The following is a 22,511-nucleotide window of genomic DNA, read 5'->3' on the forward strand; positions in this document are numbered from 1 at the left end:
GCCACCGTTCGGCCACGCGGACGGCGAGGGGCGCCCGGGACGTCGGCGCCTGGCGGGCGTCAACGACGGTACGGAGGCCACCCGCCCGGAGGCGTCCGACCCGTCGACACCGCGCTTCGGCTACCGGACTTCGGTGATCTCCGGCCCGCGCTGCAGCTTGTCCAGCCCGCCCGCGAAGCGCGAACTCTCCTCCACGGTCTCCTGCTGCACGCCGTCCGGAACCATCTGGGCGTCCTCGGGAAGCTTCAGGACGATCGGGTCCCGGGGGGCCATGGGGCCCTCACCCCGGACGACGACCGTGTCCTGGAACACCCGCTCCAGCAGCCCCGCCGCTTCCGGCTGGACCGCGCCCTGCCCGGAGATGACGCCCCGCAGGAACCAGCGCGGGCCGTCGACCCCGACGAACCGCACCACCTGTACGCCGTTCTTTCCGTCCGGGAGTTGCACGGGGACCTGGGCACGCAGTTCCCACCCCAGCGGTCCCTCGACCTCGTCGATGACGCCGCCCTGCTTGGTGATGCCGGAGGCGACCTCCTCGCGTACCTCCTCCCAGAGGCCCTCACGGCGGGGAGCGGCGAAGGCCTGCAACTGCACCGCGCTGTCCTGCAACACGACCGTGGCGGCCACGATCGAGTCGCCGGCCACCTCGACGCGCAGTTCCATGCCCTCGACGCCCGGTACGCACAGGCCACCCAGGTCGACTCGGCCCTCGCTCGGGTCGGTCACCTCGGACAGGTCCCAGGGACCGTCCGGTCGGGGCGCGGGCGGCAGCTTCACCCGCTCCGCCTCGGCGTCGGCGTCCGCGTCGATCGCCTCAGCGGCGGTGTCCTCCCCCACGGACTCGTCCGTCTCGAACTCGTCCGAGGCGCCCGCGGGCTCTTCGCTCTTCTTGCGACGACGTCCGAACACGTCACTGTCCTCTCAGATCTTCAGTCCTGGTCAGAACCGGCCGAGCCGGCCGCAATGAAACCATCCGCCACCCCCGTCGAACTGGCCGAATGGCCACCCGTCGAGCCGAATCCCCCGGTTGCCCGTGCCGATCCGGGCAGCTGGGCGACCTCGTGGAAACGCACCTTCTCCACCCGCTGGACGACGAGTTGCGCGACGCGGTCAAAACGGTCGAAGCGGACGGGCGCGTAGGGATCGAGGTTGACCACAATCACCTTGATCTCCCCACGGTACCCGGCGTCGACCGTTCCGGGGGCGTTCACCAACGCGACGCCGCAACGGGCCGCGAGCCCGGAACGCGGATGTACGAAAGCCGCGTACCCGTCCGGCAGCGCGATAGACACTCCCGTCGGCAGCACGGTCCGCTCGCCCGGGGCGAGTTCGGCGGCTTCGGTCGTCATCAGATCACACCCCGCGTCTCCCGGGTGTGCGAAGTCCGGCATCGGCACCTCGGGGTCGAGCCGGCGCAGCAGCACGTCTACCGGGGCGCTCGTCACGGGTTCACCTCGAACGCGCGCGCCCGCCTGACCTGGTCCGGATCGGCCATGACGGCTTCGATCTCCTCCGCCCGGCCGTTGTCGACGAAGTGCTCGACCTTGACCTCGATGAACAGGCCGTCCGCCCGTGCCGCGACGGGACCCTCCGGCCCGCCGATCCGGCCGATGGCCGAGCAGTAGATCTTTCGTCCGCTCCGCGCGGTCGCGTACGCGCTCAGATGCAGGGTCGTGCCGACCGGCACGGGCCGTACGTAGTCCGTCTCCAGCCGCCCGGTGACGGCGATCACGTGCATCAGCCAGCCGAGCGAGCCGAGCGTCTCGTCCATCGCGGTGGCCAACACCCCGCCGTGCGCCAGACCAGGCGCGCCCTGGTGGGCCGGCTGCACGGTGAACTCGGCGGTGACGCTTACCCCCTCACCCGCCCTGGCCTCCAGGTGCAGGCCGTGCGGTTGGTCGCCGCCGCATCCGAAACACTCGGCGTAGTGCGCGCCCAGCAGTTCGCCGGGGGCGGGAGCGTCAGGATGGCGCATCGGCGAGGTAGCGTCGGCGGGCGGGGTCAGGGACGTTCTGGACTGTTCGGCAGCACTCACGTGTGCAGACCCTACCGCCGAGTCGGGTGCGGGGTCGCGGGCGTGCCAAGCTTGAGTGCATGCAGCCCTACGACGAACGTCTCACCGCGCCCCGCTCCTGGTGGTTGATCACCGTGCTGAGTGGCGTCTCCCTGGCGCTGATCCTGCTGCCGCTGGGCGTTCTTCCGATGCTCGGTGGCCTGGCGGCGGGGGTGGCGTTGGCCGCGGTGGCGGTGAGCGCGTATGGCTCGGTGCGGGTGCGCGTCGTCGCCGGGTCGCTCGTCGCGGGTGACGCGCGGATTCCGCTCTCGGCGCTCGGGGAGGCGGACGTGCTCGGGGAGGAGGAGGCGCGGGCCTGGCGTACGTACAAGGCGGATCCGCGCGCACACCTGGTGTTGCGGGGTTACGTGCCAACTGCCGTACGGGTGCGGGTGATCGACCCGGACGACCCGACGCCGTACGTCTACCTCTCGACCCGGCGTCCCGAGGCGCTGGTCGAGGCGTTGCGCGCGGCAGGCGAGGCCGAGCGTGCAGGGCTGGAGGGCCGGGACGGTCGGGCCGAGACGGCGCGGTAGGCGTCTCTTGGGGCGCGTGCCCGGAGCGGTCCAGGATTTTCGCACACCCGCCCCAGGGGGCCCGGCGGGTGAGACCAGGCGAAGGCCACCGTTGGTGAGGTCAGCTCTGGTCGGTGGCGTCGCCCGGGAGCGCGGTGCGCGGGTGCCCCTCGGCGTGCGACACCTCCCACGGGACGTGCTGCGCACGCAGATCGGCCCGGACGCGGCGAGCGAGCTTGGCCGTGTCGTTCCGGTTCATCACCGCGCCGACGGCCGCCCCGACCAGGAACGGCGTGAGGTTGGGCAGGTTGCGCAGGGTCCGCTTCATGATCTGCTCGCGCAGCTCTCGCTTCAGCTGGCCGCCCATCGCCGCGTTCAGCGTCGTCGGCTTGGTCAGGTTGACTCCGCGTTGGCCGGTCCATGCCGAGAGGTAGGCGAAGGCGCGCTGCGAGGACGTGCCGGGTGCCGGGCAGCCGTACAACTCGTGCAGCTCGGCGATGAGTTTGATCTCGACCGAGGCGACCCCGACCAGCTCCGCCGCGAGTTCCGCCGGCATCGCGGGCGGTACGGGCATCATCGCCGCGGCTCCCACGCCGGCGCCCACCGTCGCGGAACTCCTCGTCGCCCCGGAGACCAGCCGATCCGCGATCTCCTCCGGGCCGAGTCCGGGGAACTGCCGGAACAAGGTCTCCCGCCCCCGCACCGGAATGCGCGGGGCGGTGTCCATCACGCGGTCCGCGACGACACCCAGGAAGCCGCGGACCCTCCCCTGGCGCTCGCGCTCCCCGTCCTCCGTGCCCCCTGTTTCCATGCCCTCCGTGTCCGTGCCATCGGCCTCCATGCCCCGCGACGCCGTCTCCGGGTTGGTCGCCCCGCGACGGTTTCGTCGCAGGCCCGGGACTCGGCGCCAGCGCGGCGCGGGCACGAGCGAGGCGCCGTCTTCCGTGTCGCTGCCTCGCTCGGCGTCCGGTATGTCCTCCTCCGACACGTCGACCGGGACCCGTCAAGCCGCGCAGTCGCGGCAGATCGGGTGGCCGTTCTTCTCCGCGGCGAGCTGTGAACGGTGGTGCACCAGGAAGCAGCTCATGCACGTGAACTCGTCGGCCTGGCGGGGCAGCACCCGGACGGACAGCTCCTCGTTGGAGAGATCCGCACCGGGCAGCTCGAGACCCTCGGCCTGCTCGAACTCGTCCACGTCCACGTTGGACGCGGACTTGTCGTTCCGCCGGGCCTTCAGTTCCTCGATGCTGTCCTCGTTGACCTCATCGTCGGTCTTGCGTGGAGTGTCGTAATCCGTAGCCATGTCCCTCTCCCCCTCTGGGTGTCTTTTCTGTCTCCAGCGCTGCTAACGCGTGAGAGGCCGAGCTTGTGCCCGACCTGAGGCGGAGATTTTGCCTCACATCAAGGTCTGTTACTCAATCGACACCCAACCGCACCCCTGAAGAGTGATGGTCCGGCGTCGACCTTCGGCGTGCACAGTCCGAATGTCGCATTTTGTGCGCGACACTCCGGTGTGTGCCCATGACCGCCGGCCGGGGAAACCTGGATTTTCCCGGATTTCTTCCCGCTGACGATCACCGAAAATGGACGGTCGGCCCGAGTGTGTGATCCGTCACAGCGAGGTCACAGTGAGCCGGCGAGCGGGCACCACCCTGCCAGCAGGGGGTCTCCCACGGTCCGTCCGCAGGCATGATCTCAAACCGGCACCACCACCCGCACCACGAGGCCACCGTCCTCCCGGGGGTCCGCGCTGACCGTACCGCCGTGCGCCCGTGCCACCGACCGCACGATGGACAGTCCGAGCCCGACTCCGCGGTCGCTTCCCGTACGCTCCGTACGAAGCCGTCGGAAGGGCTCGAAGAGGTTGTCCACCTCGTACGCCGGGACGATCGGACCGGTGTTCTCCACGACCATCACCGCGCACCCCTCGTGCGCCTGGGTGCTCACCGCGACCCAGCCGCCCTCCGCCAGGTTGTAGCGCACGGCGTTCTGCGTGAGGTTCTGCGCCACCCGTTCCAACAGCACCCCGCTGCCCTGTACGTACGCGGGTTGACGCACTCCGCGCAGTTCCACGCCCTTGTTCTGGGCCTCCGAGCGCACCTGTTCGACAGCCTGCGAAGCCACCTCGGCCAGGTCCACCGGCTTGCGGTCCACGATCTCGTTCTCGCTGCGGGCCAGCAGCAGCAGGCCCTCCACCAGCTGCTCGCTGCGTTCGTTGGTGGCCAGCAGCGTCTTGCCCAACTGCTGTACCTCCGACGACGCCTCGGGGTCCGCCAGCTGTACCTCCAGCAGCGTGCGGTTGATGGCCAGCGGAGTGCGCAGCTCGTGTGAGGCGTTGGCCACGAAGCGCTGCTGTGCGGCGAACGCCCGGTCCAGGCGGTCGAGCATCTCGTCGAAGGTGTCGGAGAGTTCCTTCAGCTCGTCGTCCGGCCCCTCCAGCTCGATCCGCTTGTGCAGGTCCGAGCTGGCCACCTGGCGTGCCGTACGTGTGATCCGGCCCAACGGAGAGAGCACCCGGCCCGCCATGACGTAACCGAACGCGAACGCGGCCACCGCCAACCCCAACAGGGCCAGCAGGGAACTGCGCAGCAACTGGTCCAGGGCGACGGCGCGTTTGGCGTCGGTGCACTGCGCCAGCCGCTCCATGAACACCTCGCTGGGCATCGTGCCGGACAGTCCGGGACACGAGTCGGAGGTCAGCTGCGCCGAGGCGTCCAGAATCCGGAACGGCAACGCGCTGCCCTCGTGGAGGGCTCGCGCGGCCAGCAGGTAGATGATGGTGAGCAGCACCATCCCGGCGATCAGGAACATCCCGGCATACAGCAGGGTCAGGCGTATCCGGATCGTCGGGCGCAGCCACGGGTACTGTCGGGAGGGCTCGCGCGGGTCCCAGGTGGGCTTCGGCGGCGTGTTCGGGGGCGGTTCGGCGGTCACGGTCACCGCTTCAGATCCGGTAGCCCGCGCCCGGCACGGTGACGATGACCGGCGGCTCACCCAGTTTCCGGCGCAGCGTCATCACGGTCACCCGGACCACGTTGGTGAACGGGTCGGTGTTCTCGTCCCACGCCTTCTCCAACAGTTGCTCGGCCGACACGACGTTTCCGTCGTGCCGCATCAGAACCTCCAACACCGCGAACTCCTTGGGCGCCAGCTGAATCTCCTGTCCCTCCCGGAAGACCTCCCGACGGTTCGGGTCCAGGGTGATCCCCGCCCGCTCCAGTACGGGCGGCAGCGCGGCGGTCGTACGACGCCCCAGCGCCCGTACGCGTGCCATCAGCTCGCTGAACGCGAACGGCTTGGGCAGGTAGTCGTCCGCGCCGATCTCCAGCCCCTCCACCCGGTCGCTGACGTCGCCGGAGGCTGTGAGCATCAACACCCTGGTCGGCAGCCCGAGCTGCACGACCCGGCGACACACGTCGTCACCGTGCACCAGCGGAAGGTCACGGTCGAGGACGACGACGTCGTAGTCGTTGATGCCGATCCGCTCCTCGGCGGCGGCGCCGTCGTACACCACGTCGACGGCCATCGCCTCCCGACGCAGGCCGGTGGCCACGGCATCGGCGAGCAGTTGCTCGTCCTCGACGACGAGTACGCGCACGGCGGGTCCTTCCCTCAGTCGGGGTGGCGGAGAACCGGGGATTCGATCTCCATCCTGCCCCGTTACGGCTTAAATCGGCGGTAAGTGTCCTCCGCGGAGGGACAGCGAGCGTCTCGGAATTCTCCCTGGGCCCGAGGTTTCCTGGGACGCGCCTTTGGGGAGGACCAGTGCACACCCCGAGATCACCCCGTACCGGCGGCAAGCCAGCTGACTGCCGACCAGACTCACACGGTCGTGATCATCCCGACCCTCGGCACCTCCCGTGCCACGGACCCATGACGAGGGGGCGCACCATGGACGCGTTCACCGCAGGCATCCTGCAACGTATACGGACCACCGAGTCCGACCTGAACCGCGCTCGCGAGTCGGGCGACGACTTCCTGGTGGATGTAGAGCTTGCCGAGTTGGAAGACCTGCAACGACTGGCCGCGGAGCACGGCGTGGACGTGCACGCGCCCCAGTCATCATGCTGAGCTGTTGATCCGCTGACCCGCTGACCCGCCGCACGGCAGCTCGTGCGGCGGGTCAGCGGCGTGGTGGGCGGCAGCGTGCTCCGCCATGCGGCTGGTCCGTACAGCCGCCCGGGCTCCCCTCGCGTACGAGCCGGGTCGGCTTCCCGCGTGCCGGACACGGCCGCGGCTCAGTCGTGCCAGGCGCCCAGTTCCTCCAGCAGCGGCTGGAGTTGGGTGAACGCTCCGGGGGACGCCGCCAGGGCGAGCTCGGGCCCCACCTCCGCACCGGGCCGGCCGCCGGTCAGCGCTCCCGCCTCCCGGGCGATCAGTTCACCGGCGGCGTAGTCCCAGGCGTTCAGCCCACGCTCGTAGAAGGCGTCCAGTCGCCCGGCGGCGACATCACACAGATCGAGGGCCGCCGATCCGGAGCGGCGGATGTCACGCACCCGTGGGATCAGTCGGTGGGCCACCTCGGCCTGGGCCCGCCGGCGCTCGTGGACGTAGTTGAAGCCCGTCCCGACGAGTGCCTCCTCCAGCCCCACCTCCCCTCGGCAGCTGATGGGCCGCGCGTTGAGGAAGGCACCGTGGCCGAGCACGGCGCGGTACGTCTCCCCCCGACTCGGCACCTCCACGACTCCGACCAGCCGGCTGCCCTCGTACTCCGCGGCGATGGACACGGCCCAGCTCGGCAGCCCGTAGAGGTAGTTGACGGTGCCGTCCAGCGGGTCGATGACCCAGCGCACTCCGCTGTCCCGCGCCCGTGGGGACGTGCCGTCGTCCGACCCGAGACTGCCCTCCTCCGCGAGGAAGGTGTCTCCCGGTCGGTGCTCGGACAGATATCCGGTGATCAGTTTCTCGGCCGCGATGTCCATCTCGGTGACGACGTCGATCGGACTGGACTTGGTCGCCGCGACACCCAGATCAGCGGGACGTCCCTCCGCCAGCAGTACGCCGGCGCGCCGCGCGGCTTCCAGGGCGAGTTCCAGGAGATCGGCCTTGAGCTGGTCTCGCTCGTCCTGCGGATCGTGCTCGGTGGGCTGCTCGGACACGGGGCTCCTTTTCGGGAGGTACTCGGGAGTGCTGGTGAGGTGTACACGCGGATGGTTCGGGCCTACGGACGGGTCAGGCGTACGGACTGTCCGCGCCCGCCGCGGCGGGCGCGGACTCGCGGGCCGCACAGCAGCCGACCGGACAGCGGTCGTGACTCGGCCCCGACGCGCCCAGCGCACGGCGCCGGGGACAACCGCCCCGTTCGCTGGCGGCCCGCTCGAGGATCAGCTCTCGGATGGCTGCGACGAAGCGCGCGTCCGCGCCCACGGTCGCTGAACGCACGAACGGGAGGCGCAGTTCCTCCGCCTTCTGCCGAGCCTCGGTGTCGAGGTCGTAGAGCACCTCCATGTGGTCGGACACGAATCCGATCGGCGCCACCACGACGGCCGGCGCCCCCGCCTCGTGCACCGACTCCAGGTGATCGCAGATGTCCGGCTCCAGCCAGGGCACCTGGGGCGGCCCACTGCGGGACTGGTAGACCAACCGCCAGGGCCGGTCCGGGACTCCGGTGGCCTCCGCGACCGCGTCCGCGACCAGCCCGGCCGCCTCCTCGTGCTGGGCCACGTACGCACCCCCCAGCGGGCCGGAGGCCTCGGCCGCCGCGAGCGGGATGGAGTGCGTGCTGAAGGCGAGGTGCGCGCCGTCCCGCCGCGCAACCGGAAGCTCCGCGAGGGCGCTGAGCACGCCCTCCACCATCGGCTCCACGAAGCCCGGGTGGTTGAAGTAGTGCCGAAGCTTGTCCACCGCGGGCGGTTCCAGCCCTTCCCGCTCCAGCGTCGCCAACGCCTCGGCGAGGTTCTCGCGATACTGCCGGCAACCCGAGTACGAGGCGTACGCGCTGGTGACCAGCACCAGGACGCGACGCCGGCCGTCCCGTGACAGCTGACGCAGCGTGTCGGTGAGGTACGGCGCCCAGTTCCGGTTGCCCCAGTAGACGGGCAGGTCGAGACCGGCGGCGGCGAAGTCCTCCCGCAGCGCGTCCAGCAACCGCTGGTTCTGCGCGTTGATCGGGCTGACTCCGCCGAACCGGAAGTAGTGCTCCCCCACCTCCTCCAGGCGTTCGCGCGGGATACCGCGGCCTCGGGTGACGTTCTCCAGGAAGGGGACGACATCCTCGGGCCCTTCCGGCCCGCCGAAGGACAGCAGCAGCAGAGCGTCGTAGGGAGTGGCAGCACACACGTCGGACATGCCTCGATCCTGCCACCCGTAATAGGGGAGCGCGGGCAGGGCTCCGGCTCGTACGCTCTGCTGAGATCCGTCCAGCCGCAGCCGATCAGCAAGGGTCCGTCTTGGCCAGTCCGTACCGCGCGATCTTCGCCGCTCGTGGCAGCGGTTGGTTCTCCGCCGCCGGGCTGCTGGGTCGCCTGCCGATGTCCATGACGAGCGTCGGCATCGTGGCCATGGTCTCGCAGCTCACCGGACGGTACGCGCTCGCGGGTGCGCTCTCCGCCACCGTGGGCCTGGCGACGGCGCTGTTCAGCCCACAGATCTCCCGCCTGGTGGACCGGCACGGGCAACGCCGGGTCCTCCCGCCGGCCATGCTGGTGGCCGTCGCCTCCGTGACCGGGCTGGTGCTGTGCGCCCGCACGGGCGCCCCCGAATGGTCGCTGTTCCTCTTCGCGGTGACCTGCGGCTGCACGCCGAGCGTTGGCTCGATGGTCCGGTCCCGTTGGGTCGCGTTGTACCGCGACCGTCGGAAACTGCTGCAGTCGGCCTTCGCGTTCGAGGCGGTGCTGGACGAGTGCTGCTTCGTGATCGGCCCGATCCTCGCCATCGGGCTGTCCACCGCCTGGTTCCCCGAAGCGGGACCACTGCTCGCCGGCTCCTGCCTGCTGGCCGGCGTGCTGTGGCTGACGGCACAGCACGGCACCGAGCCCGTGCCCGCCCCACGCGGCCCGCACACCGGCGGCTCGGCGCTGCGTACGCCCGGTCTCCAGGTGCTGGTCGGGGTGTTCGTCTTCACCGGGGCGATCTTCGGCTCCATCGACGTAGTGACCATCGCCTTCGCCGAGGAGCGGGGCCGGCAGGGCGCCGCGAGCCTGTTGCTCGCCGGCTACGCCCTCGGGTCGGCGCTCGCGGGGGTGGGCTTCGGGCTGATCCGCTTCACCTCCCCCGCCGCGCCCCGCTGGCTCTGGGGCATCTGGGCGATGGCGGTGAGCCTGCTCCCGCTGCAACTCGTCGAGTCGCTTCCCGCGCTCGCCGGCACGCTCTTCCTCGCGGGGTTCACCATCGCCCCCACCATGGTGACCACTATGGTGCTGGTCGAGCAGCTGGTGCCGGCCGAGGCGTTGACCGAGGGCATGACGTGGACGGGGACGGGGATTACCGTCGGTATGGCGCTCGGCTCCTCGACCGCAGGATGGGCGGTGGACACCTTCGGGGCCGACCGGGCATACGCGGTACCCCTGACCGCCGGAGCGCTCGCCACGGCCGTGGCCTTCCTCGGGTACCGACGACTACGACCGGGATCAACGGGAGGGACGGTCATCCATGAACGCACTACCGGCGACGAGCCGACCAGCGTGGCGTAACTGGGCGGGAAACGTCGACGCCAGCCCGGTGCGCACCGTCGCGCCATCCTCGACGGAGGCGCTGGCCGAGGCCGTGCGACGCGCGGCGGAGGACGGACTCCGGGTCAAGGCGGTGGGTTCCGGCCATTCCTTCAGCACCGTCGCCGCAGGCAGCGGCGTGCTGCTGCGTCCCGAACGGCTCAGCGGCATCCGTACGATCGACCACGCGGCCGGCACGGTCACCGTGGCCCCCGGCACCCCGCTGTGGCAGCTGAACCAAACCCTCGCCGGCGAGGGCCGTTCCCTGACCAACATGGGGGACGTCACCGCCCAGACGGCCGCGGGCGCGGTGAGCACGGGCACCCACGGCACCGGGCGCGCGTCCGCCTCGATAGCGGCGCAGCTGTGCGGACTGGAGCTGGTGTGCGCCGACGGGTCACTGCTGCGCTGCTCGGCGCGGGAGCGTCCGGAGGTCTTCGCCGCGGCCCGGGTCGGCCTGGGCGCCCTCGGGGTCATCAGTGAACTCACGTTCGCCACGGAGCCGTTGTTCCTGCTGACGGCGCGCGAGGAGCCCATGTCCTTCGAGCGCGTCACGGCGGAGTTCGACCAGCTGACGGCGGAGAACGAGCACTTCGAGTTCTACTGGTTCCCGCACACCCGCAACTGCAACACCAAGCGAAACAACCGCAGCAGCGGCCCCCGGGTCCCGGTGCCGAGGGCTCGCGGCTGGCTCGATGACGAGGTCCTCTCGAACGGCGTCTTCCAGTTGGCGTGTTCGGCCGGCGCCGCGCTCCCGGCCACGGTGCCCGGGCTGGCGCGGCTGTCCAGCCGGGCGCTGTCCGCCCGTACGTACACCGACCTGCCCTATCGGGTGTTCACCTCGCCCCGGCGGGTCCGCTTCGTGGAGATGGAGTACGCCCTGCCTCGGGAGGCCGCGGTGCCCGCCCTGCGGGAGCTGCGCTCGATGGTGGAACGCTCGAACCACCGGGTGAGTTTCCCCGTGGAGGTACGCGTCGCCCCCGCTGACGACATACCGCTGTCCACCGCGGGTGGCCGGGACTCGGTCTATATCGCGGTGCACAACTACCGGAAGGCGCCGTACCGTTCCTACTTCACCGCGGTCGAGCGCATCATGACGGCGTACGACGGCCGTCCGCACTGGGGCAAGCTGCACTCGCGGGACGCGGACTACCTGGCCGGTGTCTACCCTGGTTTCGCCGAGTTCAACGCGCTGCGCGACCGGCTCGACCCGGGGCGGCTGTTCGGCAACGACTACCTCCGCCGGGTGCTGGGCGAGTGATCCCCGGAGGGCCCCGCGACCCACGCGGGGTTGACCATGGCCGGACGGGTCCGATTATGTGGCATCTGAGAAATAATCCGCCCCGAGGCGTTCGCCTCCCTGACCCCAACTCCCCCCACGCGCACGGCTGGAGGTCTCTCACCCGCGCCTTCTCGGCAGCGTTCGGCGGCGCGCCGTCCCACGCCGGGTGGCACGAATGGAGTAGTGTGGCCAGCCCTGGCCTCGACCACAACCGGAGTACGCAGCTCACGGTGAATGTCTCCATCGTGAGTGGTAAACAAGTAACCATGCCATAACGGCGGATCAGGCCCTCGGCGCAACGCACCGGGCATGTCGGCATTGTTGTGGCGGACTGCCCCCCGGGCAGGCCACACTCATTCCAGCGGGAGCAGCGACGCACGTGACGTCGGCAGGCACCACCCGGGAGGTTCCCATGCCCGAACTGCGTGTCGTGGCCGTCAGCAACGACGGCACACGGCTGGTGCTCAAGGCTGCCGACAGCACGGAGTACACCCTTCCGATTGATGAGCGGCTGCGCGCCGCCGTACGAAACGACCGCGCGCGGCTCGGCCAGATCGAGATCGAGGTGGAGAGCCACCTCCGCCCTCGGGACATCCAGGCCCGGATTCGCGCCGGCGCCACCGCCGAGGAGGTCGCGCAGCAGGCCGCCATCTCGGTGGACCGGGTGCGCCGGTTCGAGGGGCCGGTGCTGGCCGAGCGGGCGTTCATGGCCGAGCGGGCCCGGAAGACGCCGGTGCGCCGCCCGGGGGAGAACGCCGGTCCACAGTTGGGCGAGGCGGTGGCCGAGCGGCTGTTGCTGCGGGGTGCGGACAAGGACAGCGTCCAGTGGGACTCGTGGCGTCGGGAGGACGGCACCTGGGAGGTGCTGCTGGCCTACGAGTTGGCGGGCGAGCCGCGCGCCGCGACCTGGACGTACGATCCACCGCGGCGGCTCGTACAGGCCGTGGACGGTGAGGCTCGGTCGCTGATCGGTGAGACGGACGACACACCGGGGCCGAGCGTACCCTTCGTGCCGCGCATCGCCCGGCTCCCCCGGGACCGCGGCGAGCGAAGTGACCGTGGCGAGCGGGAGCGGGGGGATCGCGGCGAGCACCGCGCGGCGCGGGCCGAGTTGGAGCCGTCCCCGTCCGCCCCGGTGCCGGAGGAGAGCGAGCCGGACAGCGGCTCGGACTCGCTGACCAGCCTGCTTGAGGCGGTGCCGAACTTCCGGGGCGACATGGTCGTACCGGAGCAGCCGGCCGTGTCGGCGGAGGCGGGCACCGTGGAGAGCGAGCCGGCGCCGGCCGACGAGGCGGACCAGGCAACGGAGGACGCGGAGGCCACCGATCCGCCGGCTCCGGCGGCCAACGCGGGCGCCGCCTACGCGGACGTCCTGATGCCCCGTTCGGTGACCGCTCACCGGGACCGGCTCACCGGCAACACCGATCGGCAGGCGGAGGCGGACGGCGTGCGCCCCGGGCGGCGCGCGGCGGTGCCGAGCTGGGACGAGATCGTCTTCGGCACCCGGCGCAAGAAGGAGTGAGCGGACGCTCTCTTAACCGGTGGCGACCGGGCGGGAGGGGTCGGAGCACCACTCGCTCCAGGAACCGGGATACAGCACCGCGTCGATCCCGGCGACGGAGAGGGCCAGCACCTCGTGTGCGGCGGACACTCCGGAGCCGCAGTAGACGCCGACCCGGGTGCCGGGCGTGACGCCCAGCTCACGGAAGCGGTCGGCCAGTTCCGTCGCGGTGCGGAGCGTCCCGGAAGGCGTGACGTTCAGCGCGGTGGGCGCGCTCACGGCGCCCGGGATATGGCCGGCGACCGGATCGACCGGTTCCGTCTCGCCTCGATAGCGTTCACCGGCACGGGCGTCCAGCAGGACGCCCGTGCGGGCCAGGGCTGCGGCCTCCGTCGCGTCCAGCACCGGCAACGATCCGGCCGTCGGCACGAAGTCCCCCGTGGGGGGCGTCGGCACCTCCGTCGTCACCGGTCCTTCCCAACCGGCCAGACCACCGTCCAGCAGCCGCACATCGGGGTGACCCGCCCAGCGCAGCAGCCACCAGGCGCGTGCGGCGGCCCAGCCCTGGCCGCCGTCGTACGTCACGACGGCGCGGTCCCGGGTGACGCCCGCGCGTCGCATAGCGGCGCCGAAGACCTCCGGTTCGGGCAGCGGGTGGCGGCCCGTGCCCTCCCCCACCGGGCCGGCCAGCTCGGTCTCCAGGTCGATGTGTACCGCCTGCGGCAGATGACCGGCGGCGTAGTCCTGCCAGCCGGGCGGTCCGCCCAGTCGCCATTGCACGTCCAGGAGCAGGGGCGGGGCCGTACGAGCCAGCTCGGCTTCGAGAGCGGCCGCGGAGATGAGGGCAGTCATGCCTCCCATCCTCGCGCACCACGACGTGCGGTGCGTACGGCCTGGACGGTTGGCCAGGGGCTCGTCAGGGTTGGTCGAGGGACCCGCCGGGCGGTGAGGGCGGCGTTCAGTCCGCGGGTTGGGCCGTGCCGAGACGCGGGCTCTCGGGCGCCTCCAACGGCAGCACCTCCGGCGAGAGGGCACCCGCGCCCGCGGTGACGGCCGTCAACCGTCTGCGGTGATGACGGCGGCACAACACCTCGTATCCCACCTCACCGGACGGATGGCCCGCGCTGATGTCGCCCACGACCACCTGCGCGCCCTCGACCACCATGTGGCCGTCGACCGTACGCGCGTTGTGCGTCGCCCTGGCCCCACACCAGCACAGTGCCTCCACCTGCAGGGACTCCACACGATCGGCCTGTTCGAACAGCCGTTGGGAGCCCGCGAAGAGCTTCGTCCTGAAGTCGGTCGTGATACCGAACGCGAAGACGTCCATGCCCAGGTCATCGACAATCCGCGCCAGTTGGTCCACCTGCGCGGGCGCGAGGAACTGCGCCTCGTCGGCGATGAGGTAGTCCGCGCGTCCGCCGTTCGTGAGATGGCGCACCAGGTACGCGTGGAAGTCGAACCCCTCCCCCGCCTCGATCGCCTCCGTGACCAGCCCGAGCCGGGAGGAGAGACGCCCCTCGCCGGCCCGGTCGTTCCGGGTGAATATCAGACCCCGCAGGCCGCGTGCCGAGCGGTTGTGCTCGATCTGGAGCGCCAGTGTCGACTTTCCACAATCCATGGTGCCGCTGTAGAAGACGAGTTCGGGCATGGAGGGTTGGGCCTTTCGGATCGCCTACGGTCGGATTCGGCTGCCGTGTCCCGGGACCCCGTGGGTCACTGGGCGCGTACCTCGAGGAGCGGCACCAGTTGCTCGGCCGAGGTCGCTGATCCGTGCATACCCACCAGCGCGGACTCGTTGGGCTCCGCGCGGGAGGCGATGACGGCCGCTTCCCCGCTCATCGCCACCACGACATCACCGATCCGCTCGCGCACCCGCGCCTCGACGCGGGGCCCGAACCATCCGAGCGCGCACGCCTCGTCGCGAGTGGCCACCCACGCCTGGTCGGCCAGCACCTCCCGCCAGACCGCGGCCACGTCGGAGGCCGCGCCCGGCACCGCGTACAGGTGTCGCAGCCGTCCCTCGCCGCCGAGCCGCGCGACACCCGCGCTCAGCTCCCAGTCCTCGTCGAAGTCGAACCGGGCCGCCGCCGTGTCGGGTACGTCCACCATGCCGTGGTCCGCGGTGACGTAGAGCACGGACCTGGGCGGCAGTTGCTCGGCCAGACGCTGTGCCAAGCGGTCGACGTACTGCAGTTGTCCGCGCCACGCGTCGGAGTCCATGCCGTAACGGTGCCCGTGCCCGTCGAGTTCGGCGTAGTACGTGTAGACGAGCGCGCGGTCGCCGGCGCCCAACCGCTCGGCCGCCAGGTCCATACGCTCCTCAGCCGCCAGCCGACCGTGGAACGTACCACCGGAGAGGGCGACCTGGGTCAGCGGCGTGTGCTCGAAGTGGGGGGCGGAGACCTGGCAGGTGGCGACGCCCGCGGCGTGCGCCTGCTGGAAGACGGTCGGATGCGGCTGCCAACCGTGCGGGTCCGTCCAGGGCTGCCAGCGCAACTGGTTCATCAACTCCCCGGTGTCGGGGTTGCGTACGGCGTAACCCAGCAGGCCGTGCTCACCCGGGGGCAGGCCGGTGCCCACGGAGGCCAGCGACGTCGCGGTGGTGGATGGGAAGCCACAGGTCAGCGGCCGGCCCGTGGCGCCCTGAGCATCCCCCAGCAGTGAGCCGAGGAACGGCGCCTCCTCCGGATGCGCCGACAGCGCTTCCCAGCCCAGGCCGTCCACCAGGAACACGCACGCCCGGTCCGCCGGCTCCAGCGTCAGCCCGGTGGTCAGGCCCGGCACCCCCTGCGCTGAGGCGATCGCCGGCAGCAGGTCCGCGAGCGCGGCTACGCCGTACCGGGGCACGGGGACGGAGGTCGGATCGAGTGGTACGGGCTCCGGATGGACATCCCGTCCGCTCCAGCCGTCGCCTCCCGTCCGGGACGCCCGGGCGGCCTCCCCCGTCTCCTCCCCCGTGGTCACCGAGAGGACCTCGTACGCGCGGCCACGGTCGCCTCGGACAGCGACTGCGCGAAAGCCAGGGTCTGACGGACCGTCTCCGGCCCGTCGCCCGCCTCGCTCACCCGCAGGGAGAGATCGTCGGCCGTGCTCGTCCCGGTGTATCCGTGGTCCGCCTCGCAGTTCGGATCCGCGCAGGTGGCCGGCTCCATGTCGATCCGGGCGACCGCGCCCCAGCCGATGGTGAGCACCACCTCCCGGGGCAGCGCGCCCGGGGTGTACGACTCGGGGTCGGCGACCACCCGGGAGAGCACCACCGAGGAGATCCGCTCCAGGCTCACGGACTCCGTGGAGGTCGTGGCGTAGGGCGACGGAGAGGTCCCGTCCGCCGGCTGCTCGTCGGTGTGACTGACGATGAACCTGGTGCCGGTGAGCACCAGCACGGTGACGTGCCGCCGCACCTCGTTCGAGTCGAACGTCGTCTCCTGATGGACCAGATACGAGGATACCGGCTCGCCTCCCACGGCCGCTTCGACGGCCTCGCCAACGAGAGCCGGGTAGTAACCACTGCGCTCAATCGCCGTGCGCAGCCCTTGGGTCGTCGTACTGGTCTTCGCCATGGGGCCATCCTACGGCTCGGCCCGGGGTCAGTACGCAGGCAGGCGGCGGGCGGCATCGTCCCTGTGCGGCGGCTCGGTGACCCGCACCGTGGCACCCAGCACGGTCAGTCCCCGCGGTGCGACGACGACCGGTTCGAGGTCGGCGGCGACGATCTCGGGATGGTCGTCCAGCAGTCGGGAGACCCGCAGGAGGAGTTCCTCCAGGGCGGAGGTGTCCACCGGTTGTGTGCCGCGCCAGCCGAACAGGATGGGCGCGGACCGGATGGCGCGTACGAGGTCCGCCACGTCCCGGTCCGTCGACGGGATCAACCGGTGCGCCATGTCGCCGAGCAGCTCGGCGGGCGTACCGGCGAGGCCGAAGGACAGGACCGCGCCGATCATCGGATCGACCGCCGCCCGGATGACCGTGTCCACCCCGCGCGGCGCCATCGCCTGGACGACCGGACGGAGTTCCGCGGGGCCGCCGAGTGCCTCGGTGAGTTCGCCGTAGACCCGGCGCAGCTCGGATCGGCTGGCGATGTCCAGCCGTACGCCGCCGAGGTCGGCGCGGTGCCGCAGGTGCGGGGCGGTGGCCTTCAACGCCACGGGGTAGCCCAGTTGGCGTGCCGCGTGCACCGCGGCCTCCGGGGTGGGTGCCGGCCGGGCGGCCTGGATCGGGATGCCGTAGTAGTCCAGCAGCTGGGCGGTGTCCTCCGCGGTGAGCGAGCGGCTACGGGCCCGCTCGGGGGTGCTGCCGAGAGGTGGCGCGGCGGGCGCCTGGGCGGGCGGCCGGGTGGGACCCGGCGCTGGAGTACCGGATGCGCCGGCCGGCTCCCCCTCATGAGTGACCCGCTCGAGCAGTTCGGCCGCGGCCGACTCCCGTACCTCGAACTCGGGCACCCGGCCCGGTGACGCCGCGGAGCGCCGCCACGCGGCGTGTCGTACGGCCTGGGTGAGGGCGCGGACGCCGCGTTCGGGCGCGGGATAGGCCGGAATGGAGTGATCGGCGAGCGCCTGGTCCAGCCCCTCGATAGCCAGGTGCACCACCACCAGCGGCTTCGTGGCGCCTTCCGTGGCCTCGTTGAGCGCCTCGGCCAGCGCGACGACCGGGATGTCGTCCACCCACGGGATCAGGGTGACGAGGACCGCGTCGGTCTGCGGGTCAGCGACGGCGGCGCGCGTGGCTTCTCGGAGGTCCTCCGGGGTGGCGGAGGTCGTGAGGTCCACGACGGGCAGCGGACGCAGCCCTTCGGTGAGGCAGACGTCGAAGCTGAGCAGGGACAGCGACTCGGTGTTTCCCAACACCGCGATCCTGGGCCCTTCGGGGAGCGGCTGGGAGGCCAGCAGAATGCCGGTGTCGAGTTGTTCCGTGACGGTGTCCACGGTGAGCGCGCCGGCCTGCCTCAGCAGCGCCGAGACGGTGGCCTCGGGCGTACGGGACGCGGGCGCCGCGTGTCCGGGCGGCGGCGCGCTGCCGCTGTGCCGCGCGCCCTTGACGACGACCAGGGGTTTGCGTACGGCGACGCGACGTGCCAGCCGGGTGAACTTGCGTGGATTGCCGATGGATTCGAGATACATCAGCACCACGTCGGTGTCCGGGTCGTCGTCCCAGTACTGCAGCACGTCGTTTCCGGACACGTCCGCACGGTTGCCCGCGGAGACGAAGCTCGACAGGCCGACACCACGCCGATGCAGGCCGCTCAGCAGCGCGATCCCGATCGCGCCGGACTGGGTGAAGAGTCCGATGCGGCCACGCTCCGGGGAGACCGTCGAGGGCGTGGCGTTGAGCCGTACGTCGGGGTTGGTGTTGATCACGCCCAGGGCGTTGGGCCCGATGACCCGCATGCCGTACGCACGGGCTTGGCGCACCAGGGCGCGTTGTTCGTCCCGGGTGAACTCGGCGGAGAGGACGACCAACCCCTGCACGCCGTGCTCGCCGCAGTCCGCGACGACGGCGGGCACCTGCTCGGCGGGGACGGCCACCACGGCCAGATCGACGGCCTCCGGGACGGCCCCGACCGACCGGTGGGCGGCGACCCCGGCGAGCGTGGAGCCCTCTGGGGCTACCCGGTTCACGGCGTACGTGCGACCGGTGAAGGAGGCGTTGCCGAGTGCCTCCAGGACGGTACGTCCGGCTCCGCCGGGCCCGCGGGACACCCCGACGACGGCGACCGAGGCGGGGGCGAGCAGGCGCTGCACGGAACGGCCCTCGGCACGCTGCTCCCGGGCGTGCATCACGGCGAGCGAGCGTTCGGTGGGCTCCAGGTCGAGTGTGAGGTGCACCGAGCCGTCCGCGAAGCTTCGCTGCTGTGAGTAGCCGGCGTCCGTGAACACCTTGATCATCTTGGTGTTCGCGGGCAATACCTCGGCGATGAACCGACGGACCCCGCGCTCCCGGGCGACGGCGGCGATGTGCTCCAGCAGCGCGGAGGCGATGCCCCGTCCCTGCTGGTCGTCACGCACCAGGAAGGCGACCTCGGCCTCGTCCGCGGGAGCGGTCGCCGGGCGACCGACGGAGTCGATCCGGTCGTATCGCACCGTCGCGATGAACTCGTCACCGACGGTGACGGCGAGACCCACGCGGTCGTCGTAGTCGTGGTGGGTGAAGCGCTCCACATCACGGTCGGAGAGCCGAGGGTAGGGAGCGAAGAAGCGATAGTACTTCGACTCGTCGGAGACCCGCTCGTAGAACGCCACGAGCCGGTCTGCGTCGTCGTGCCCGATGGGCCGCACGCGGGCGGTGCCACCGTCGCGCAGCACGACGTCGGCCTCCCAGTGGGCAGGGTATGCACGCTCCGTCAAGGTACGCATGGGGTCAGGGTAACCACCCGTCGCCCGTTCGGCGGTCGTTCGTCGGGCGTCGTCGGCGTTGGAGGGCTGGGGTGGAGGCAGCGGAGTTGTCTGCCAGACTGGTCTAGACAACAGTAACGATGCGAAGGGCTATCACCATGGCTGAGCGCCGCGTCTCGATCGGCTGGGCCGAGGGCTTGCACGCCCGTCCCGCCTCCATATTCTGCCGTGCCGCCGGCGCGGCGGGCGTCCCCGTCACCGTACGCAAGGGCGACGGCGAACCCGTGAACGCCGCCTCCATGCTGAAGGTGCTCGGGCTGGGCGCCGAGGGAGGCGAGGAGATCGTGCTGGCTTCCGAGGCGGACGGCGCCGATGAAGCCCTGGACCGGCTGGCGAAGCTGGTCTCGGACGGGTTGGAGGAGCTTCCGGAGACGGTCTGAACCATCCGAGCGCACGTGCGGTCCCGCCACCTCCGGCTGGAGGCGGCGGGACCGGGCGTGCTCGCGGGATCGGGCGTGCTGCTGAGGGCTCCCGCTGAAACCGCGAATCCGCTCAGACGTTGACTCCGTGCTGACGGAGGTAGGCGAGCGGGTCGACGTCGGAGCCGTACTCGGCACCGCTGCGTACTTCGAAGTGCAGGTGCGGGCCGCTGCTGTTCCCGGTGCTGCCGGAGAGCGCGATCTGTTGACCGGCGCCCACCTGCTGACCCGCGGACACTTGCAGCGAAGAGAGGTGCGCGTACTGCGTGTACATCCCGTCCTCGTGCTGGATCACCACGCGATAGCCGTACGAACCCGACCAGCCGGCCTCGACCACCTCCCCGTCGGTCACCGACTGCACGGCGGTCCCGGAGGAGGCGGAGAAATCCGCGCCGGTGTGCTGGCCCGAGGACCACGAACCGCCGGCGGAGCCGTACTCGGTGGAAACCGAGCCGCCGGCTATCGGTGCGACATAGCCACCCACGGCCGAACGCGGCTCCGCCGACCGGGCCGCACGCTCCTCGACCCGCTCCTGGGCACGAGCCTCGGCACGGGCTTCCGCCCGCTCAGCGGCGCGCTTCCTGGCCTCGGCCTCCGCCTTCTTCTTCGACTCGGCGGCGTGCTCCTTCGCGTCGGCCCGCGCCGCCGCGGTGGCTTCCGCGCGGACGGCGGAGCTCTGCTGGTTGTTGGCTTGCTCGTTGACCGAAACCGCCAGCCCGTCATCGAGGGTGACGGTCTGGGTGAGGCCGCCGTGGGCGGGTTGCTGTGCCTGCTGCCCGGTGGCCGCCATCGCCGGGGACGCGAGCGAGCCCACGGCCCCCACGGTCGCCAGGCCGGCCAGTCCGGCGACCTGTGCGCCCTTCCGGTCGGCACGGGTCGGACGTCGGTGCTTGCCCGTGGGACGGGTGAACGCCATGTGTGGCGTGCTCCTTTCCTTCCTTCTCGCCTACCGGGTTAGCTGACGGGTTCGGAGCAGGAAGGTCTCCTACGGGCCCCTCTCTCAAGGCCGCCCGATTCACCCCCGGGACTGCGTGTGGGTCCCCGGCTCCCATGGCTCGCACCACGGGGATTCGGCGATGACCGTACGTCGGCCGCGGTTGCGGACGCTTCTGACGCACAGCCGCGAAGACGCTAAGCCGCGCGTCTCGGAACCACCAAGCGAATCCCGCCATTTGTCACACACGCCACAGGACAGAGCGGAGATCATCGGAAGAAGCGGACAATACGCACCTCCCTGAGGTGCACTCAACTCCCCAGGGAGGCCGCTCATATGGGCGGATAGCGGGCGGCTGACACCGACTCAGCCAACCGCCCCAAGTGCTAGGAGCCCGTGACGATCTTCACCTCACCGATGCCCAACTGCCGTACTGGTTCCGCGATCTGCTCGGCGTCCCCGACCAGGATGGTGACCAGGCGGTCCGCCGGGAAGGCGTTCACGACGGCCGCGGTGGCCTCGACCGTGCCCGTCTCGGCCAGTCGCGCGTACATCTGCGCCTGGAAGTCGTCGGGCAGTTCCTGCTCGACCTGGTCGGCCAGGGTGTCGGCGACGGCCGCCGCCGTCTCGTACTTCAGCGGTGCCACCCCGACGAGGTTCTGCACCGCCACATCCCGCTCGTCGTCCGTCAGGCCCTCGGCCGCCAGGGTGCGCAGCACCTGCCACAGGTCCGCCAGAGCCGGGCCCGTCACCTCGGTGGCGACCGAACCGCTGATGGCCAGCAGCGCCGCACCCGAGCCATCCGGAGCCGAGCGCATCACCTGACCGAAGGCGCGGACGCCGTAGGTGTAGCCCTTCTCCTCACGCAGCACCCGGTCCAGCCGCGAGGTGAGCGTGCCGCCCAGACAGTACGTGCCCAACACCTGGGCGGGCCAGATCCGGTCGTGCCGATCCGCTCCGATCCGTCCGAGCAGCAGCTGGGTCTGCACTGATCCGGGGCGGTCCACGATCACGACACGTCCGGTGTCGTCCGCTGTGATCGGCTTCACCGGCTGGGCCTCGGCCGCGGAGCCGCTCCACACGCCGAGCGTGTCGGCGAGCGAGGAGTCCAGGTCCACGCCTGTCAGGTCGCCCACGACCACGACGGTGGACGTGGCGGGTCGGATATGGGCCGCGTAGAAGGACCGCACGGCGTCGGTGTCGATCCGCGCGACCGTCTCGGCCGTGCCCAGTCGGGGACGCGAGATCCGGGCATGCGCCGGGAAGAGTTCCCTGGAGAGTTCCTTGGCGGCGCGACGAGCCGGGTTCGCCTGCTCGTGCGGGATCTCGTCCAACCGGTTGCTCACCAGTCGCTCGATCTCACCGTCCGGGAAGGCGGGCGCTCGCAAGGCGTCCGCGAGCAGGCCGAGGCCCTTGGACAGTCGGGACGCGGGCACCTCGAGGGAGACCCGCAGCCCGGGGTGGTCCGCGTACGTGTCCAGGGTGGCACCGCAGCGCTCGAGTTCCGCCGCGAACTCCTCGGCGCTGTGCTTGTCCGTCCCCTCGGCGAGGGCACGGGCCATGATCGTGGCGACCCCGTCGAGCCCCTCCGGCTCCGCGTCCAACGGAGCCAGCAGGTTGACGTCCACGGCGACGACCTGTTGCCCGGGACGATGGCAGCGCAGGACTGTCAGGCCGTTGTCCAGTGTGCCTCGCTCGGGAGCGGGAAAGGCCCACGGCGTGGGTGTCCCCCCGGCGGGGCGCGGGTGGAGATCCATGCTCGTGCC

Annotated in this window: 22 protein-coding genes and 1 riboswitch; of the genes, 6 read left to right on the forward strand and 16 right to left on the reverse strand. The window is 71.1% G+C overall.

Annotated features, from left to right (window positions below):
• Nucleotides 1-120 precede the first annotated feature (120 nt).
• The 3 genes from AN216_RS06830 to AN216_RS06840 are packed head-to-tail and all read right to left on the reverse strand — an operon-like array spanning nt 121 to nt 1,975.
• Nucleotides 121-909, reverse strand: coding sequence for a DUF3710 domain-containing protein (locus AN216_RS06830; RefSeq protein WP_070195688.1), 789 nt, complete (start codon nt 907-909; stop codon nt 121-123).
• Nucleotides 910-929: 20 nt separating this feature from the next.
• Nucleotides 930-1,445, reverse strand: a complete 516-nt coding sequence (gene dut / locus AN216_RS06835; RefSeq protein WP_070195689.1) for a dUTP diphosphatase — start codon at nt 1,443-1,445, stop codon at nt 930-932.
• Nucleotides 1,442-1,975, reverse strand: coding sequence for a PaaI family thioesterase (locus AN216_RS06840; RefSeq protein WP_070195690.1), 534 nt, complete (start codon nt 1,973-1,975; stop codon nt 1,442-1,444). The genes dut and AN216_RS06840 overlap by 4 nt, the downstream gene beginning before the upstream one ends.
• A gap of 119 nt (nt 1,976-2,094) precedes the next feature.
• Here AN216_RS06840 and AN216_RS06845 point away from each other — a divergent pair, with 119 nt between their 5' ends.
• A complete protein-coding gene (locus AN216_RS06845) occupies nt 2,095-2,589 on the forward strand; it encodes a DUF3093 domain-containing protein (RefSeq protein ID WP_070195691.1) in 495 nt (164 codons plus the stop codon).
• A 100-nt stretch (nt 2,590-2,689) separates the two neighbouring features.
• Here the strand turns inward: AN216_RS06845 and AN216_RS30020 are convergent, their stop codons facing one another.
• From AN216_RS30020 to AN216_RS06865, 4 genes are all read right to left on the reverse strand, one after another.
• Nucleotides 2,690-3,556 carry a hypothetical protein gene (locus AN216_RS30020; protein ID WP_244502354.1) on the reverse strand — a complete coding sequence of 289 codons (867 nt, stop codon included), beginning with the start codon at nt 3,554-3,556 and terminating at the stop codon, nt 2,690-2,692.
• A 15-nt stretch (nt 3,557-3,571) separates the two neighbouring features.
• Complete coding sequence (locus tag AN216_RS06855) at nt 3,572-3,871, reverse strand: DUF4193 domain-containing protein (RefSeq protein ID WP_070195692.1); 300 nt, start codon at nt 3,869-3,871, stop codon at nt 3,572-3,574.
• A gap of 392 nt (nt 3,872-4,263) precedes the next feature.
• A complete protein-coding gene (locus tag AN216_RS06860; RefSeq protein ID WP_070195783.1) occupies nt 4,264-5,502 on the reverse strand; it encodes a sensor histidine kinase in 1,239 nt (412 codons plus the stop codon).
• A 10-nt stretch (nt 5,503-5,512) separates the two neighbouring features.
• Entirely contained in the window at nt 5,513-6,166 is a 654-nt protein-coding gene (locus tag AN216_RS06865) for a response regulator transcription factor (RefSeq protein WP_070195693.1), read from the reverse strand.
• A gap of 293 nt (nt 6,167-6,459) precedes the next feature.
• Between AN216_RS06865 and AN216_RS06870 the strand changes: the two genes are divergently transcribed.
• Nucleotides 6,460-6,639 (forward strand): hypothetical protein, encoded by a 180-nt coding sequence (locus tag AN216_RS06870; protein WP_070195694.1) that lies wholly within the window; start codon nt 6,460-6,462, stop codon nt 6,637-6,639.
• A 167-nt stretch (nt 6,640-6,806) separates the two neighbouring features.
• Here the strand turns inward: AN216_RS06870 and AN216_RS06875 are convergent, their stop codons facing one another.
• Both AN216_RS06875 and AN216_RS06880 read right to left on the reverse strand, forming a co-directional pair.
• A complete protein-coding gene (locus AN216_RS06875) occupies nt 6,807-7,667 on the reverse strand; it encodes an inositol monophosphatase family protein (protein ID WP_070195695.1) in 861 nt (286 codons plus the stop codon).
• A 73-nt stretch (nt 7,668-7,740) separates the two neighbouring features.
• Complete coding sequence (locus AN216_RS06880; RefSeq protein WP_070195696.1) at nt 7,741-8,856, reverse strand: ferrochelatase; 1,116 nt, start codon at nt 8,854-8,856, stop codon at nt 7,741-7,743.
• Nucleotides 8,857-8,957: 101 nt separating this feature from the next.
• Between AN216_RS06880 and AN216_RS06885 the strand changes: the two genes are divergently transcribed.
• From AN216_RS06885 to sepH, 3 genes are all read left to right on the forward strand, one after another.
• Entirely contained in the window at nt 8,958-10,199 is a 1,242-nt protein-coding gene (locus tag AN216_RS06885; RefSeq protein ID WP_070195697.1) for an MFS transporter, read from the forward strand.
• Nucleotides 10,159-11,478: a D-arabinono-1,4-lactone oxidase gene (locus AN216_RS06890; RefSeq protein ID WP_070195698.1), complete on the forward strand. Its 1,320-nt coding sequence runs from the start codon at nt 10,159-10,161 to the stop codon at nt 11,476-11,478. Before AN216_RS06885 ends, AN216_RS06890 begins: the two co-directional genes overlap by 41 nt.
• A 433-nt stretch (nt 11,479-11,911) precedes the next feature.
• On the forward strand, nt 11,912-13,021 hold the full coding sequence (gene sepH / locus AN216_RS06895; RefSeq protein WP_070195699.1) for a septation protein SepH: 1,110 nt from the start codon (nt 11,912-11,914) through the stop codon (nt 13,019-13,021).
• Nucleotides 13,022-13,033: 12 nt separating this feature from the next.
• Here the strand turns inward: sepH and AN216_RS06900 are convergent, their stop codons facing one another.
• The 5 genes from AN216_RS06900 to AN216_RS06920 all read right to left on the reverse strand — a co-directional run bounded on the left by AN216_RS06900 (nt 13,034) and on the right by AN216_RS06920 (nt 19,353).
• Nucleotides 13,034-13,852, reverse strand: coding sequence for a sulfurtransferase (locus AN216_RS06900; protein WP_170843054.1), 819 nt, complete (start codon nt 13,850-13,852; stop codon nt 13,034-13,036).
• Between the two features lie 106 nt (nt 13,853-13,958).
• On the reverse strand, nt 13,959-14,651 hold the full coding sequence (locus AN216_RS06905; protein WP_070195701.1) for a thymidine kinase: 693 nt from the start codon (nt 14,649-14,651) through the stop codon (nt 13,959-13,961).
• 65 nt (nt 14,652-14,716) lie between these two features.
• On the reverse strand, nt 14,717-15,850 hold the full coding sequence (locus AN216_RS06910; protein WP_070195784.1) for an alkaline phosphatase family protein: 1,134 nt from the start codon (nt 15,848-15,850) through the stop codon (nt 14,717-14,719).
• A 113-nt stretch (nt 15,851-15,963) separates the two neighbouring features.
• Nucleotides 15,964-16,563 (reverse strand): DUF5998 family protein, encoded by a 600-nt coding sequence (locus AN216_RS30025; protein WP_070195702.1) that lies wholly within the window; start codon nt 16,561-16,563, stop codon nt 15,964-15,966.
• A gap of 27 nt (nt 16,564-16,590) precedes the next feature.
• The gene (locus AN216_RS06920) at nt 16,591-19,353 is read right to left on the reverse strand and encodes a bifunctional acetate--CoA ligase family protein/GNAT family N-acetyltransferase (protein ID WP_070195703.1); all 2,763 of its coding nucleotides are present in this window, start codon (nt 19,351-19,353) and stop codon (nt 16,591-16,593) included.
• 137 nt (nt 19,354-19,490) lie between these two features.
• Here AN216_RS06920 and AN216_RS06925 point away from each other — a divergent pair, with 137 nt between their 5' ends.
• Entirely contained in the window at nt 19,491-19,772 is a 282-nt protein-coding gene (locus AN216_RS06925) for an HPr family phosphocarrier protein (RefSeq protein WP_070195704.1), read from the forward strand.
• Between the two features lie 112 nt (nt 19,773-19,884).
• On the opposite strand, the gene AN216_RS06930 is transcribed toward AN216_RS06925, so the two are convergent.
• Both AN216_RS06930 and AN216_RS06935 read right to left on the reverse strand, forming a co-directional pair.
• Nucleotides 19,885-20,727 (reverse strand): M23 family metallopeptidase, encoded by an 843-nt coding sequence (locus AN216_RS06930; RefSeq protein WP_070195705.1) that lies wholly within the window; start codon nt 20,725-20,727, stop codon nt 19,885-19,887.
• Between the two features lie 13 nt (nt 20,728-20,740).
• A riboswitch (cyclic di-AMP (ydaO/yuaA leader) is annotated at nt 20,741-20,897 on the reverse strand.
• A gap of 234 nt (nt 20,898-21,131) precedes the next feature.
• Nucleotides 21,132-22,502 carry a M16 family metallopeptidase gene (locus tag AN216_RS06935; RefSeq protein ID WP_070195785.1) on the reverse strand — a complete coding sequence of 457 codons (1,371 nt, stop codon included), beginning with the start codon at nt 22,500-22,502 and terminating at the stop codon, nt 21,132-21,134.
• Nucleotides 22,503-22,511: the final 9 nt, after the last annotated feature.

The sequence above is a fragment of the Streptomyces oceani genome, from assembly GCF_001751245.1.
GTDB classification, from domain to species: Bacteria; Actinomycetota; Actinomycetes; order Streptomycetales; family Streptomycetaceae; genus Streptomyces; species Streptomyces oceani.

Bases quoted from the DNA above. Each gene is read 5' to 3' on its own strand.
- AN216_RS06840 (WP_070195690.1), bottom strand. From the start codon at position 1,975: ATGCGCCATCCTGACGCTCCCGCCCCCGGCGAACTGCTGGGCGCGCAC.
- AN216_RS06845 (WP_070195691.1), top strand. From the start codon at position 2,095: ATGCAGCCCTACGACGAACGTCTCACCGCGCCCCGCTCCTGGTGGTTG.
- AN216_RS06855 (WP_070195692.1), bottom strand. From the start codon at position 3,871: ATGGCTACGGATTACGACACTCCACGCAAGACCGACGATGAGGTCAAC.
- AN216_RS06870 (WP_070195694.1), top strand. From the start codon at position 6,460: ATGGACGCGTTCACCGCAGGCATCCTGCAACGTATACGGACCACCGAG.
- AN216_RS06880 (WP_070195696.1), bottom strand. From the start codon at position 8,856: ATGTCCGACGTGTGTGCTGCCACTCCCTACGACGCTCTGCTGCTGCTG.
- AN216_RS06890 (WP_070195698.1), top strand. From the start codon at position 10,159: ATGAACGCACTACCGGCGACGAGCCGACCAGCGTGGCGTAACTGGGCG.
- sepH (WP_070195699.1), top strand. From the start codon at position 11,912: ATGCCCGAACTGCGTGTCGTGGCCGTCAGCAACGACGGCACACGGCTG.
- AN216_RS06900 (WP_170843054.1), bottom strand. From the start codon at position 13,852: ATGACTGCCCTCATCTCCGCGGCCGCTCTCGAAGCCGAGCTGGCTCGT.
- AN216_RS06905 (WP_070195701.1), bottom strand. From the start codon at position 14,651: ATGCCCGAACTCGTCTTCTACAGCGGCACCATGGATTGTGGAAAGTCG.
- AN216_RS30025 (WP_070195702.1), bottom strand. From the start codon at position 16,563: ATGGCGAAGACCAGTACGACGACCCAAGGGCTGCGCACGGCGATTGAG.
- AN216_RS06920 (WP_070195703.1), bottom strand. From the start codon at position 19,353: ATGCGTACCTTGACGGAGCGTGCATACCCTGCCCACTGGGAGGCCGAC.
- AN216_RS06925 (WP_070195704.1), top strand. From the start codon at position 19,491: ATGGCTGAGCGCCGCGTCTCGATCGGCTGGGCCGAGGGCTTGCACGCC.
- AN216_RS06930 (WP_070195705.1), bottom strand. From the start codon at position 20,727: ATGGCGTTCACCCGTCCCACGGGCAAGCACCGACGTCCGACCCGTGCC.
- AN216_RS06935 (WP_070195785.1), bottom strand. From the start codon at position 22,502: ATGGATCTCCACCCGCGCCCCGCCGGGGGGACACCCACGCCGTGGGCC.